The sequence below is a fragment of the Parageobacillus sp. KH3-4 genome (assembly GCF_022846435.1).
Lineage (GTDB): Bacteria > Bacillota > Bacilli > Bacillales > Anoxybacillaceae > Parageobacillus > Parageobacillus thermoglucosidasius_A.
Genome location: NZ_AP025627.1, coordinates 3584321 through 3597908 on the forward strand (window position 1 = coordinate 3584321; position 13588 = coordinate 3597908).

12 protein-coding genes are annotated in these 13588 nt (G+C 42.4%); 4 read left to right on the forward strand and 8 right to left on the reverse strand.

Annotation, left to right across the window (positions count from 1 at the left end; all coding sequences use genetic code 11):
* Positions 1–56: 56 nt before the first annotated feature.
* Positions 57–671, forward strand: coding sequence for a rhomboid family intramembrane serine protease (locus MWM02_RS18225; RefSeq protein WP_064552705.1), 615 nt, complete (start codon positions 57–59; stop codon positions 669–671).
* Positions 672–936: 265 nt separating this feature from the next.
* Here the strand turns inward: MWM02_RS18225 and cshA are convergent, their stop codons facing one another.
* The 7 genes from cshA to MWM02_RS18260 form a co-directional block, all read right to left on the reverse strand.
* Positions 937–2334, reverse strand: coding sequence for a degradosome RNA helicase CshA (gene cshA, locus MWM02_RS18230; RefSeq protein ID WP_064552707.1), 1398 nt, complete (start codon positions 2332–2334; stop codon positions 937–939).
* A gap of 90 nt (positions 2335–2424) precedes the next feature.
* Positions 2425–3120: an alpha/beta hydrolase gene (locus MWM02_RS18235; RefSeq protein ID WP_244402631.1), complete on the reverse strand. Its 696-nt coding sequence runs from the start codon at positions 3118–3120 to the stop codon at positions 2425–2427.
* 91 nt (positions 3121–3211) lie between these two features.
* A complete protein-coding gene (locus tag MWM02_RS18240) occupies positions 3212–4588 on the reverse strand; it encodes a UDP-N-acetylmuramoyl-tripeptide--D-alanyl-D-alanine ligase (RefSeq protein WP_244402632.1) in 1377 nt (458 codons plus the stop codon).
* An 18-nt stretch (positions 4589–4606) separates the two neighbouring features.
* Positions 4607–5701, reverse strand: coding sequence for a D-alanine--D-alanine ligase (locus MWM02_RS18245; RefSeq protein WP_064552710.1), 1095 nt, complete (start codon positions 5699–5701; stop codon positions 4607–4609).
* Between the two features lie 150 nt (positions 5702–5851).
* Entirely contained in the window at positions 5852–6991 is a 1140-nt protein-coding gene (locus MWM02_RS18250) for an MGDG synthase family glycosyltransferase (protein ID WP_064552711.1), read from the reverse strand.
* A 12-nt stretch (positions 6992–7003) separates the two neighbouring features.
* Complete coding sequence (locus MWM02_RS18255; protein WP_064552712.1) at positions 7004–7600, reverse strand: DedA family protein; 597 nt, start codon at positions 7598–7600, stop codon at positions 7004–7006.
* 14 nt (positions 7601–7614) lie between these two features.
* Positions 7615–8334 (reverse strand): polysaccharide deacetylase family protein, encoded by a 720-nt coding sequence (locus MWM02_RS18260; RefSeq protein WP_244402633.1) that lies wholly within the window; start codon positions 8332–8334, stop codon positions 7615–7617.
* Positions 8335–8679: 345 nt separating this feature from the next.
* On the opposite strand from MWM02_RS18260, the gene MWM02_RS18265 reads away from it, so the two are divergent.
* Complete coding sequence (locus MWM02_RS18265) at positions 8680–9753, forward strand: undecaprenyldiphospho-muramoylpentapeptide beta-N-acetylglucosaminyltransferase (RefSeq protein WP_244402634.1); 1074 nt, start codon at positions 8680–8682, stop codon at positions 9751–9753.
* Between the two features lie 93 nt (positions 9754–9846).
* Here the strand turns inward: MWM02_RS18265 and MWM02_RS18270 are convergent, their stop codons facing one another.
* Positions 9847–10830: a glycerophosphodiester phosphodiesterase family protein gene (locus MWM02_RS18270; RefSeq protein ID WP_244402635.1), complete on the reverse strand. Its 984-nt coding sequence runs from the start codon at positions 10828–10830 to the stop codon at positions 9847–9849.
* A 588-nt stretch (positions 10831–11418) separates the two neighbouring features.
* Here MWM02_RS18270 and MWM02_RS18275 point away from each other — a divergent pair.
* Together MWM02_RS18275 and MWM02_RS18280 are read left to right on the forward strand one after the other, a co-directional pair.
* Positions 11419–12147 (forward strand): response regulator transcription factor, encoded by a 729-nt coding sequence (locus MWM02_RS18275; protein WP_244402636.1) that lies wholly within the window; start codon positions 11419–11421, stop codon positions 12145–12147.
* Positions 12148–12152: 5 nt separating this feature from the next.
* Positions 12153–13553, forward strand: coding sequence for a sensor histidine kinase (locus tag MWM02_RS18280; RefSeq protein ID WP_244402637.1), 1401 nt, complete (start codon positions 12153–12155; stop codon positions 13551–13553).
* The last annotated feature ends 35 nt before the right edge of the window (positions 13554–13588 follow it).

Genomic DNA, 13588 nt, shown 5'->3' on the forward strand with positions numbered 1-13588 from the left:
CTATCCTTTCTACTTCGTACATACATTTTAATAAACCAATACAAGGGGAGAAGTGTATGTTTGTGCGTATGGAAAACGCCCATGCATTTTTTCGGTTTTACCCTGTCGTTTCCATTCTTGTTGTCCTTCACGTATTGATCTGGTTCATGTTTTTTTTACGCATTCCTATCGCCGAACCGTTATGGGAAAAAATGATCGGCTTTAACGCCGCCATAAAAAAAGGGGAGTATTGGCGGTTCATAAGCCCGCTCGTTTTGCATGTACGGTTTGAACATATGATTATTAACTCGATTTCTCTTATTTTATTCGGCCCCGCTTTAGAAAAAATGTTAGGGAAAGGCAAATTTCTGCTTCTTTATACAGGAAGCGGGATATTTGCCAACGTTGCGACATTTTTTCTGCTGCCAGCGATGTACAGCCACGCCGGAGCTTCCGGGGCGATTTTCGGCTTGTTCGGCATGTACGGATATTTGGTCACATTTCGCCGCGATATCATCGAAGCACAGCACGCCCGTCTTCTTTTTGCCGTATTATGTATTAGTCTATTTATCGCATTTACCGCTCCCGATGCGAACGTGGCCGCCCACCTGTTCGGCTTTTTAGGAGGGGGGATCATTGCCCCGTTTATTTCTTCCCATCTACATCGGCAAAAACCTTTTTTCATTCGCTAATGTCGTTTGACATCATTCTAACATAATCATTTGTTGCTGCTCGTTTGTAATATGCCACAGTTATGAAAATAAAATTGTTTAATCGCTTCTTCTTTATCAACATCTCCGCGGCCAACATGGAGAACACAGCAGTGTTGGGAAGCTATCTTCATTTCTTTTATCAAGCCTCGTGCACGCGCAATGTTTTTGGCAATGTTGCAAAAACAGGCGACCGGTTCATCTAAAAAAATCTTAAATAAAAAACGGCGCTTGTTGCACCGTTTTTTTAACGAGCAACGCGCCGTTTTTTTGTACGCTCCCGTTGGCTTCCTGGGCGGTTTGCGCGCTTTTTCTCCCGTTTTACCGGAAGCGGTGGCTCTTCGGTTAATTGCACCGGCGTCGTATCGGGCTCTTTTGTCAGCATTTTAATGCACGCAGCGACAAGCGATACGGAATCGTGCTCTTCCAGCAATTCTTCAGCTGCACGTTTATAAAAGGAAAGATTTTCGGTTTCGACCGTCGCCACTAGCTTTTCCACCGCGATACGCTGCTGTCCTTCAAGCGCTTCATCCAGCGTCGGCGGTTTCATCCGCTCCATCTTCCGTTTCGTCGTGCGCTCAATATTATGAAGCTGCCCAATTTCCCGTGGCGTAACGAACGTCATTGCTACGCCTGTTTTTCCAGCACGGCCAGTGCGGCCGATACGATGAACGTAGCTTTCCGGGTCTTGCGGAATATCAAAATTATAGACGTGCGTCACACCGGAAATATCCAATCCGCGCGCTGCTACATCGGTAGCGACTAAAATCTCGATCGAGCCTTCCTTAAATTTGCGAAGAACGGATAGCCGTTTCGCTTGGCTCAAATCTCCATGAATTCCTTCAGCAGCGTATCCGCGTAAATTGAGCGCCTCCGCCAATTCATCGACGCGCCGTTTTGTACGTCCGAAAACAATAGCCAATTCCGGCGCTTGAATGTCTAATAAGCGCGTTAAAATATCAAACTTCTTCTTTTCTTGCACTTCCAAATAATATTGTTGAATGTTGGGAACTGTCATTTCCTTCGCTTGGACTTTCACAATTTGCGGCTCATTCATAAACCGCTCGGCGATGCGGCGGATTGGCTCCGGCATCGTTGCGGAAAATAATAATGTCTGCCGCTTTTCAGGGACATTGCTTAAAATCGCCTCAATATCGTCGATAAACCCCATATTAAGCATTTCATCCGCTTCATCGAGCACAACGGTGTGCACGTTTTCTAAGCGAAGCGTCTTACGGTTGATATGATCAATAATTCGCCCAGGAGTTCCGACAATGATATGCGGGCGTTTTTTCAACGCGCGAATTTGCCGTCCAATATCCTGCCCGCCGTAGATCGGCAACACGCGAACGCGCTTGACTGCGCCAATTTTATAAAGTTCTTCCGATACTTGAATTGCCAGCTCTCGTGTCGGCGCCACAACAAGGCCTTGAATCGCCTCGTTTGTTACATCGATTTTTTCGACGAGCGGAATGCCAAAAGCGGCAGTTTTTCCGGTGCCGGTCTGCGCCTGTCCAATGACATCTTTATTTTGCAGGCTCAACGGAATCGTTTCCGCTTGAATCGGGGTCGTTTCCTCAAACCCCATCCGGCGAATCGCCTTCATCAATTCGTTGCTTAATCCTAATTCGTAAAATGTCGTCAATGTTATTCAAACTCCTTTAAATTCCTTACGATCCAAAATGAATCGAATAAAAATATTTGACAGTTATCATACCATTTTCATCTGCCATTTTCAATAATTACCATTTTCTAACAAAAATTTTTCTACCTCGGTAAATAATACGTGCCGGTCTGGACCATGGCAGACGTGATGATAAGAAGCGGGCAAAAACAACAGCTTCTTTTTCGACGAACCAATCCTCTCGTATAAATAACGGGCGCTTTTGGGCGGAACGATCCCATCTTTTTCTCCCTGCACGATCAATACCGGAACGTGAACATGAGGCAAAAGCGGCCGGACTTCGTTCACTAATTTCCGGAACTCTAATATCGCCGTAAGCGGCGTCGCAAAAATTTTATTTTTATAGCGGATAAAAAGCGGATTTTCACGAAAACTCCGCCACCCGTCGCGAACGATTTCACGGATGTCTTTTATTAGTTGGCGCGGATTGACATAGTAAAACGCGGCGCTTAAGAGCACGAGCTTGTCAATCTTATACTTTTCCGCCAAATACACCGCGATAACTCCGCCCATCGAAAAACCGACTACATAAACCGTTTCGCATTTTTCCATCAACGCTTGCAATTCTTCTTCCGCCGATTGAAACCACTGATCGTAAGTAATCCCTTTTAGCTGAAGGCGCTGGCCATGTCCGGGAAGTGTCGGGGCTTTAATCATCCAGTCCGTCCGTTTGTGCAAATATTCCGCCAGCGGTGCAACTTCATTAGGGCTTCCCGTAAATCCATGTATACATAGACAGCCGATCATCGTCATCACCATTGCAGGAAAATTGAAAAGCGGCGATCAAACACGCCGCTTTTATTTTTTACTGTTGTTTTCATTTTACACAACGATATCGTTATTGCAAATCAGGAAGCAGTTCTTCCAGCTTCATGCCGCGCGACGCCTTCAGCAAAATCACATCTCCGGGGGAAACAACCGCGAGCAAATCATTCGCCAATGCCCGCTTATCTTCATAAGCGTTCACGCGCCCGTCTGGAAAGAACGGCCGCGCTGCAAGCGCAATATGGCGCGCCAACGTCCCATACGTAAATACATAATCGACTATTTCCGGACGCAGCATCGCGCCAATTTTCTGATGAAACTCCACTTCCCGATCGCCAAGCTCCAGCATGTCTCCCAACACGGCAATTTTTTTCTTATATCCCATCAATTCTTGAAGTAATTGCAAAGCTGCTTTCATCGATGTTGGGCTGGCGTTGTACGCGTCGTTAATAATCGTCCAGCCCTTCTTCGTTTCGATGACTTCCATGCGCATGCGCGTTACTTGCAATTGCGAAAGCGCTTCTTGCACGTTCTCCCAGCTTACGTCAAAAAAGCGGGCTACAGCGATCGCAGCCAATGCGTTATATACATGATGCTTTCCTAAAATCGGCAGAAAAAAAGATCGATTGGTCGCCTGCCGGATGGTAAACACCATGCCATTCGCCTGCAAATGTACCGACTCCGGATAATAATCGTTTTCATTTCCTTGCCCAAACGTCAAAACATGCTCAGGCAGCGGCAAGCTGGAAACCCGGCTTGCCAGCAATGGCTCGTCTCCGTAATAAACGAAAAGGCCGTTCTTCTTTAAGCCGGACAAAATTTCTAATTTTGCTTGCGCGATCCCTTCGCGCGAACCTAATTCCTGCAAATGGGACTCGCCAATATTTGTAATAATCGCCGCATCTGGCTCGGCGATGTTGGACAATAATTCGATTTCGCCAAAATTGCTCATTCCCATTTCGACGACGGCCATTTCTACGTCTTCTTCCAAACGAAGGAGCGTCAACGGCACGCCAATATGGTTGTTTAAATTTCCTTCTGTTTTTTGCACTTTATAGGTGGTTGCCAATAATGCCGCAACCATATCCTTCGTCGTTGTTTTGCCGTTGCTTCCGGTAATGGCGATGACTTTTGCTGAAAGCTGCTTGCGGTACCGATGGGCAAGACGCTGGAGCGCGCGCAACGTGTCATCCACGATAATCGCCGGCACTCCTCTCGGCGGATTTCCTTCCGTTTCCGACCAAAGCACAGCGCTCGCACCTTTATCCAGCGCGTCTTGGACAAACGCGTGCCCATTAAATTTGGCTCCTTTCAACGGAACGTATAAATTTCCTTGTTGAATTGTTCGCGTATCCGTCGAAACTCCATGAACCGTGATGTCCAAAAACTCATTCGCCAGCCCGCGGCCATCTGCCATCGACTGTATCTCGCGCAATGTACGAGTGATCATCTTTTTTCACCTTCATTTTTATTTCTCAAACGTGTACGTGATCGTTTGCTTTTCTTCATGTCGTTCGATCGCCAGCTGTACGAGGCGTTCAATCAGTTCCGGATAGGAGATGCCGCTATGTTTCCATAACAAAGGAAACATACTATACGGTGTAAACCCAGGCATCGTATTAATTTCATTAATATACACTTCTCCATCTTCCGTTAAGAAAAAGTCAGCCCGCACAAGCCCCGAAAGATCAAGTGCCTTAAACGCGGTAACCGCCATTTGTTTTATCGTTTCATACTGCTCGCTTGTAACGTCCGCCGGAATAATCAATTCCGTATCATCGTCTTCATACTTCGCTTGATAATCGTAAAATTCTTTTTTCGGGACAATTTCTCCGACAACGGAACAAATCGGATCATCGTTACCAATGACGCCAATTTCGATTTCGCGGCCCACAACCGCTTCCTCCACAATAATTTTGCGATCGTACTTAAATGCCTCAACAAAAGCCGCTTTCAAATCATCACGCCGTTTGCACTTTGTAATTCCGACGCTTGATCCCGCATTCGCCGGTTTGACGAAACAAGGATACCCCAGCGCTTGTTCCACCTTATCATACGCCGCTTCTTCATTTTTACTCCATTCCCGTTTCGTAAACCACACGTATTTCGCTTGGCGTAATCCCGCGTGCGCGAATAAGTTTTTCATCACCACTTTATCCATGCCAACAGCGGAAGCAAGCACTCCGTTTCCAACGTAAGGAATATTAAGCAGTTCAAGCAGTCCTTGCACTGTGCCATCTTCCCCGTTCGGCCCGTGCAATAACGGAAAAATGACATCGACCGCCGCTTCCTCCTGCTTTTTCCCGTTCACAGCTGCCGGCGTTTGATTCAACGCCACCGGTATAATGGCTCTTGCCTCGGACTGAAACTGCAATTGTTTTATTTCGGTTACTTGCCCGGTCAACCGCTCTCCTTTGATCCACTGTCCTTCTGTCGTAATATAAATCGGAATGACATCAAATTTGTTTTTATCGATGGCATTCATCACCGCCATCGCCGTTGATAAAGATACGTTATGTTCAGGCGATTTTCCGCCATATAAAATCCCAACTCTCGTTTTCATTAAAGCTCCTCCTCTTTGTTTACCATAGTTTTTATTTTAACACGTTTCAAGTACAATCGTATGGTAATTTTATATGAGCAATACAGGCTGTTTTGCCACTTGGAAAACAGCAAAAACACCATCTAACCAGTCCGTTAGATGGTGAAACCGCTATTTCCATAAAGCGTGGTATTGTCTCTGGTGCATCGCAACAATCTCTTTTAACGCGTCTTGTGCCGTTTTTTCAATCTGGGAAAAATATTCATTCACCCGGCGATAAAAGCGGTTTTTTTCGATTTCATCCGTTAATACATGCGCGATTTTTCGCTCGTAATAGCAATGCCCTGTCAAATTATAAATTAATCCATGTTTTTCAAGATATTGCAAATTAATTTGTTCTTGGCCAGGCAAATAACCAACGGTAAAAAGGGGCAATTGTTTATGCAGCACTTCACTGACCGTAACGCCGCCCGGCTTTGTAATTACCGCATCCACTTCGTTATACAAGCGGTTCATCTCTTGCGGGCTAGATATGTATGAAAAAGGGCGAATATGTGGATGCTTCCAGCTCGCAATTTCATCATATAACTTTTTATTTGTTCCACATAATACCGAATAACGGAACAAGCGGGAGTATTCCATTTTCTTAAAAAAATCAATAATATTGCCTAGCCCTTGGTTTCCTCCCGCTAGCAACAAATGAAACGGACGCCTTTTTCCTTTCGCCTCGGAATGCTTAGCCATAAACGCTTCATGAACAGGAATGCCTGTCACAATAATCCGCTTTTCATCAATACGATATTTCGCCATTAGCTCCCGTTTTGCGTCCGCATGCGGCACAAAATGGTAGTCGATGTCCCGTTTTCCCCACACGCTATTGATAAAAAAGTCCGTATATACGTTGATTACCGGCGTTTGAGTCGCCTTTTTCCGCTTTAGCCGTTGCAAAATGCGCGATGGGAACGAATGAGTGCAAATAATGAGCGTTGGCTTTTCTTTCTCCAACAATTTTTTCATTTTATTCTCAAAATAAGGCAGCCACGGTTCAAGCGAAACGAATTCCAGCCAATGAAAATCAGGGTACATAAACGTCTTATAAACGCGATGATAGGAAGCTGGATGAGAGCGAATCCACCGTAAATACATTTCTGAAACAATTTTTTCCATAAATTCATTGCAATAGCTTAAAAAGTCTATTTTTTTGCAGCATATATCTTGAAACTGCCTTTGCAGGAAATCGATCAACGTATCCGCGACTTTGTGATGCCCCGTACTCATTTGGAACAACGGTAATACAAGAATCTTCATCATCGTTGGCTCCCTTTAATTTTCCAAAGATTTTTTGCGAAATCGTTGCGCGACCCACATCCCAAGCAAAAACAGCAAAAATGCGGCAATCCCGAACATTGGAAAATAAATGAGCGGAATTTGCACATGCCGGCCAAGCAACATCCCAGCAACGATAATAGGGATCGTCCATATCGCCGCGCCAACGGAGGCAAGCAATAAAAACGAACGGAAAGGAAAGCGGATCACGCCAGCCATATACGGGGAAATTTGCCGAACGCCGGGAACGTAATAGCCGAACAAAATGACCCACTTTCCTTGTCGATGGAACAACTTTCTTGTTCGCTCCCATTTTTCCTCTTTGATTCCGATATACTTTCCATACCTTTTAATAAATGGCGCCCCTAAAAAGCGGCCGATGCCGTAGGCGATGACCATCCCCGCCACCACACCGCCCCAGCTTGCAATAAAACAATATTCCCATAACAATTGCTGCTTGGCAATGAAAATCCCGAGAAAAAAGAGCAAGCTCTCTTCTGGAGCGGGAATGCCGACAACGCCAAAAAACAGAAATAGAAAAATAATCACATATCCATATGATTGCACATATGAAAAAAGAATCTCTGTATCCATTCCATCCCCCATTATTATAATGAAATCCGTTTATTAGTTTGCGCATTCAGCAAATCTGTAATCGTCACCCAGCGCATATTTTTTGCTTTTTCTTCTTTCAATAACAATTCCAACGCCGCCAACATTTGTTCCGGCGCCAGTTCGTCAGCGCCAAACGTTGTTCCGCTATCATGGAGAACGATAATCGCTCCATCTTCCACGCTGTTTTTCAGGCGCTTAAACAATTCCAACGCGCCAACCTTTACATTCCAGTCACCAAGAATAGAAGTCCACATCACCGTTGGATATTTCTTTTGCAAAAACGGGGTAAACAAATTAAAATGCCCCCAAGGCGGACGGTAATAGATCGGCCGCGTTCCCGTAATTTGTTCGATAATATTTGCTGATTTTCGCAAACCTTTTCCTAAAAACGGCGGAAAAATGAACCAATTGCTAATATGGCGATAGTTATGCATCCCGATTTCATGGCCTTCATCATGCATTCTCTTCACAATATAAGGGTATTGCTTCGCCTTTCTTCCGACAACAAAAAAGGTTGCCTTCACTTGATATTTTTTTAATAAATCTAGCAATCTCGGTGTGTAATATGGGTCGGGGCCGTCATCGAACGTTAACGCAATCATTCCCGATGGCGCTCCTTTGCGATAAACGCGGAAATTCGCTTGTCGAATCAGCACAGTTGGAACGATGCCGTACAATATCATTGCTCCAACAACCAAAACGATCCATAGCATCGTTTTCACCTCTTATTTGTACTTTACCAGTACTCTCTTTTTTTGAAAACAGAAAATTGCAATCTATTCGTTTTATATAAGAAATTTCCATTTTATATTTCTCAACAAAGATCATAATATCATATCGCACTTTTATAAAAATAAATAAAGAAAATGATAAAAAATTGCTATAAAAAAGCGAAATGAAACGTAATATTGCCTTGATGGCGCTTCATCTGTGTGAAGTTTTCATGTTTCCGCACCCGAAGCGTCAAGTATTTGCTATAATACAATACGAAATTCACCAATAATGGTTTCTAAAAAAATGTAAAATGGCATGATGCCCAAAAAAGACAGGTGATGACGTTGAATAAAAAAATTATTCTTACCGGCGGCGGAACAGCGGGGCACGTGATGGTCAATTTGGCGCTCATTCCAAAGCTAAAAGAACGAGGCTGGGACATCGCGTATATCGGTTCCCATCAAGGCATTGAGCGCGAACTTATTTCCAAAGTGGAAGGCGTGCCTTATTTCCCGATTTCGACAGGAAAACTGCGCCGCTACTTTGACTGGAATAACTTTAAAGATCCATTTAAAGTCCTCAAAGGCACGCTGCAAGCATACTGGATTATCAAAAAAGAAAAACCGAGCCTCATATTTTCGAAAGGCGGATTCGTTTCCGTTCCTGTCATTATCGGCGCGTGGCTAAATGGCGTTCCAGCCATCATCCATGAATCTGATATTACTCCGGGACTTGCGAATAAAATCGCGATGCCGTTTGCGACAAAAATTTGCGTTACGTTCCCGGAAACACTCCGCCATGTCAAAGAAGAAAAAGGGATGTACATCGGCGCAGTTGTACGCGAACAATTAAAACAAGGAAACGCCGATAAAGGGCGGGCACTTTGCCGATTTGAAAAAGGGAAACCCGTTCTTCTCGCTATGGGCGGAAGCTTAGGCTCGAAACGGATTAACGATACGCTGCGCGCCAATTTGCAAACGCTGCTTGCCGATTTTCAAATCATCCACATTTGCGGGAAAGGAAATATCGATGCCAAACTGGCGAACGTAAAAGGATACAAGCAGTTTGAATACGTGGATGAAGAGCTCCCGCATCTGATGGCGATGGCCGATATCATCTTATCGCGCGCCGGCGCAAACTCGATTTTCGAATTTCTCGCCTTGCGCAAGCCGATGCTGCTTATTCCCCTTTCCAAAGAAGCAAGCCGCGGCGACCAAATTTTAAACGCCCGCTCTTTCAAAAAATCAGGCTACGCCGAGGTGCTGATGGAAGAAGACTTAACGAGCGAATCGCTGCGCAACGCCATTTATCATCTTTACCAAAACAAAGACCGCTACCGGCAAAACATGGAGCGGTCCGACGCGGGAGACGCGCTGCAAAAGTTGTTGACGCTGATTGAGGAAACAATGAAAAATTAAGTAAAAAAGACATGGCATCCGTAAAAACGCGGATGCCATTATGCTTCTTTAAATATTTGAAACAGTTTTTTTGCTTTTCAAATACAGCTCCTGCTATTCTTTTTGTTTCTGAAGTAAAGGAGCTATTCGATCAATCCGATTAGTCCATATACCACCTGTATAGTTAGAAGGTAGTCGTTTAATATCCTCAACTGTATCAAAACCTTCTGACCATTGCCCATCACCTGCTACAACAATAACACGAGTACCCACATTCTCCATTCGATTTAAAAACTTATCCGTCCATCCCCACAACCAAGGAGCTATTTTCTCTGGAATATGCAATTGTGTATTCTCACATGCAGATGGTACATATCCTGTCCAACCTACAGCTATATAAGGAAGCATGCAACTCTTCATCGTAGCCATTGACATAACTCGAAGGTTTGGGAGATGTTTTTTTAACATAGCAATCGGTTTATCCCCGCCATATACCGTCAATTGAGAGCGCTGCTTTTTAGGAAGTTTCGACAGAAATTGCGCAAGTTGTACACCTTCTTGTGGGTCATTACTTTTGACGTGAATCAAAAACGAACGATTCGGAAAATGAGCAAGAACTTCATCAAGCGATGGCATGAGCCCTATTCCTTTTCCACGAAACGGAAACGTTTTTCCGTTGTCGGCTGTATATCCATAACCGATATCCAATGACTTTAATTCTGCCATGGTATGTTCCCTTGTAACTCCTTTACCGTTTGTACGGCATTCAAGAGTCCAATCATGGAACACCGCGAATTGGTCATCCTTCGTTGGTTGTACATCAAATTCAACGATATCAGCCCCTGCAGCGAAGGCAGCTTCCATAGAAGGAATGGTATTTTCTAAGTAAGGATGTTCCGGTGGGTATATTCGCTTGGCTGTACATGTTTCACCTGTGATCCCTTCCATACTAAATGTCTGAGCAAGCCCACGATGTGCAAGAAGGAGAGGTTTTCCGGTTCGTTTTTCAACAAAAAAATTGCTGTTATTGATATAAACAAAAATAAACAGAAACAGAAAAACGTACATAACTTTGCGCTTCATGAACTTCTTTAACATTCTTCCCCTCCATCGTTTGATTTTGATGTTGTATGAGAATTCATTCCGATATTATAAAAATGTCTGCGTTCTTTCATAATAACAACATGATAGTTGCATAACAAACATTTTCGGTTAATAGGGCGTTGCCGGGGATATTCCCCGTTATCCATAAGAGCTGGTTTCCATGTAAACAAGTAGAGTGGTACGGTTAAACGCTCGCCTTTCGATAGAGGAGAGCGTTTTTCTTGTCAAGTTTTGCGGCTGTTATGAAGAAATATATCCAAAGGTTGTTAATGAACCAATCCTTTTCTTTCTAATTATTCTTTTATCAAGCTGGTCGGCTTCACCTTCACTGTATCAAATAAATTAAGAAAAAAACATCGTATTTTCCGCAAATTTGCTTTCGGAAAATATGGATGTGTAAGATCCACAATCAATAACAGCATTTTGGCGTACATTATTATTTTCTACAAATATGTTTTTAATCCCCTTTTATTTTTTGGAAGATAATGAAAATAACTATAATATAATGTAAAATTTACTACAAAGGGTTTGTCGCGCCTTGGCAATAAAACATCACGCCTAAATCGTAGGGAGGCGAACATATTGCTTGTTGATGCTAAATACATAGAATCAAAAAAAATACTAATCATCGATGACGAAGAAGAAATTTTAGACTTGCTGGAAATTGTGCTAAGAAAAGAAGGATTCCGCTACATATACAAAGCCTCTCTTGGATATAAAGGAATCGAGATGTGCAAGAGTATTCAGCCAGATTTAATTGTTCTCGACATTATGCTTCCGGATATAGATGGGTTTCGTGTCTGTCAAGAAATTAGATCCTTTACCATGGTGCCTATCTTTTTTCTGTCAGCTCGGGAAGAAGATGTCGATCGCATTGTTGGCTTAAGCATTGGAGCGGATGATTATATTACAAAACCGTTCAGTCCGAAAGAAGTTGCTTACCGCATGAAGGCATTTTTTAGGCGTGATCAATATCTAAGAGGAGAGCTGCAATCTAGTCGTTCAAAATTATATCGCTTTGGTGACATCACCATTAATGAAAAAAGCGGAGAAGTATTAAAAAACGATAATCCCCTCTCTTTGACTGCAACGGAATATCAGCTTCTATTATTTTTAGCAAAACATCCAAATCAAGTATTCAGTAAATCCTCTTTATATGAAGCGGTCTGGAACGAAGCATACTATGGAAGCGACAATGTGGTTATGGTGCATATAAGACATTTAAGAGAAAAAATCGAAGATGATCCTTCTAATCCAAAATATTTAATCACTGTTAGAGGACTAGGTTATAAATTAAAGACAAAGGAATAGTGGGTATGAAATGGAAAATCACGCTTTTATATATCGCTTCTATTATTGGACTGCTGTTGACAGTATTCATCGTGCAAGTAGCTATCGTTACTTATTTCGTCTTTTACAATAATAAATGGAACCATCAGGAATCTTCCCCTGAAGAGATTACGTTAAACTTTAAAAAACAGATCCAGTGGATGAACGGCAATTTTTATCTCACTAAAGAAGGAGAGCGCATACTCACGCAAAATAAAGCTTGGATGCAAATTGTAGACAAGAATGGAAACGTCGTTTATAACGCTCATACGCCAAAGAAGGCAAAGCAGCACTACACAGCCAAAGACATTGTCTTTTTATACAAATATTCGGTAAATGGATATACCATTTTCGTGAGCGAACTCGAAAAAAATAACGAAAAATGGAGCTATATTGTTGCGTTTCCTTATGAAAGAGTTTCACGCTTTTTCATTTACTTAAATTTTAACCATTTGTTTAGTTTCTATCCTTACGGGGTTCTCATGCTCATTAGCGCTGCCATCCTATGTGTTTTATTTTTTGCTTATGGAGTAGCTAAGTATATGGCCAAACCCGTATGGATGATGATGGATAATATCACAAATTTGTCTAAAGGAGTATATGAACAGAAAAGTATAAACAAAGGTATATATAAAGACGTTTTTGTAGGGTTAAAACAGCTATCTACTAATTTGCAAGAATTAGATAAAAAGAGAAAACAACTGGACAAAATGAGAGAGGAATGGATTACCAATCTCACCCATGATTTAAAAACTCCTTTATCTTCCATTAAGGGCTACAGTGAATTATTGGCAGACAAAAATTATCACTTTACCGCAGAAGAACGAACGAAATACGCCAAAATTATTGAGTCAAAATCTCTTTATATAGAAAAACTGATAGACGATCTAAAGCTGACATATCAGCTGAAAAACGATATACTCCCGTTAAACAAAAAAGATACAGATATAATAAAGATATTAAGGGAATTAATCATTTCATACGTAAATAATCCCGCGTACCAAGATAAAAATATAGAATTCCTTGCAAACAGCGCTTCTTTAATATTAAAAATAGATGAAAAGCTAATCCAGAGAGCCTTAAATAACATCATTGTTAATGCGATTGTTCATAACTCAAGTGGCACGCATATAAAAATCGGTGTGAAAGATGATAAACATGCAGTATATATTTTTGTCGAAGATAATGGCCGAGGCATTCCGGAAGAAGAATTAGAGCATTTATTTGATCGCTACTTTAGAGGCAGTAATACGAAAAATACCGAAGGATCAGGCCTAGGATTAGCGATTGCGAAACAAATTATTCATGCTCACGGCGGCGAAATTCATGTGCAAAGCAAATGGGGAAAAGGGACAACAACAACAATCATTTTAAAAAAATTTTCTTGACAAATATCCAATAATACAAAAGGAGAGGCTGATTT

Coding starts and splice junctions, on each gene's coding strand:
- MWM02_RS18255 (WP_064552712.1), bottom strand. CDS start 7,600: ATGGATACAGAGATTCTTTTTTCATATGTGCAATCATATGGATATGTG.
- MWM02_RS18250 (WP_064552711.1), bottom strand. CDS start 6,991: ATGATGAAGATTCTTGTATTACCGTTGTTCCAAATGAGTACGGGGCAT.
- MWM02_RS18225 (WP_064552705.1), top strand. CDS start 57: ATGTTTGTGCGTATGGAAAACGCCCATGCATTTTTTCGGTTTTACCCT.
- MWM02_RS18240 (WP_244402632.1), bottom strand. CDS start 4,588: ATGATCACTCGTACATTGCGCGAGATACAGTCGATGGCAGATGGCCGC.
- MWM02_RS18280 (WP_244402637.1), top strand. CDS start 12,153: ATGAAATGGAAAATCACGCTTTTATATATCGCTTCTATTATTGGACTG.
- MWM02_RS18245 (WP_064552710.1), bottom strand. CDS start 5,701: ATGAAAACGAGAGTTGGGATTTTATATGGCGGAAAATCGCCTGAACAT.
- MWM02_RS18235 (WP_244402631.1), bottom strand. CDS start 3,120: ATGATCGGCTGTCTATGTATACATGGATTTACGGGAAGCCCTAATGAA.
- MWM02_RS18270 (WP_244402635.1), bottom strand. CDS start 10,830: ATGTTAAAGAAGTTCATGAAGCGCAAAGTTATGTACGTTTTTCTGTTT.
- MWM02_RS18260 (WP_244402633.1), bottom strand. CDS start 8,334: ATGCTATGGATCGTTTTGGTTGTTGGAGCAATGATATTGTACGGCATC.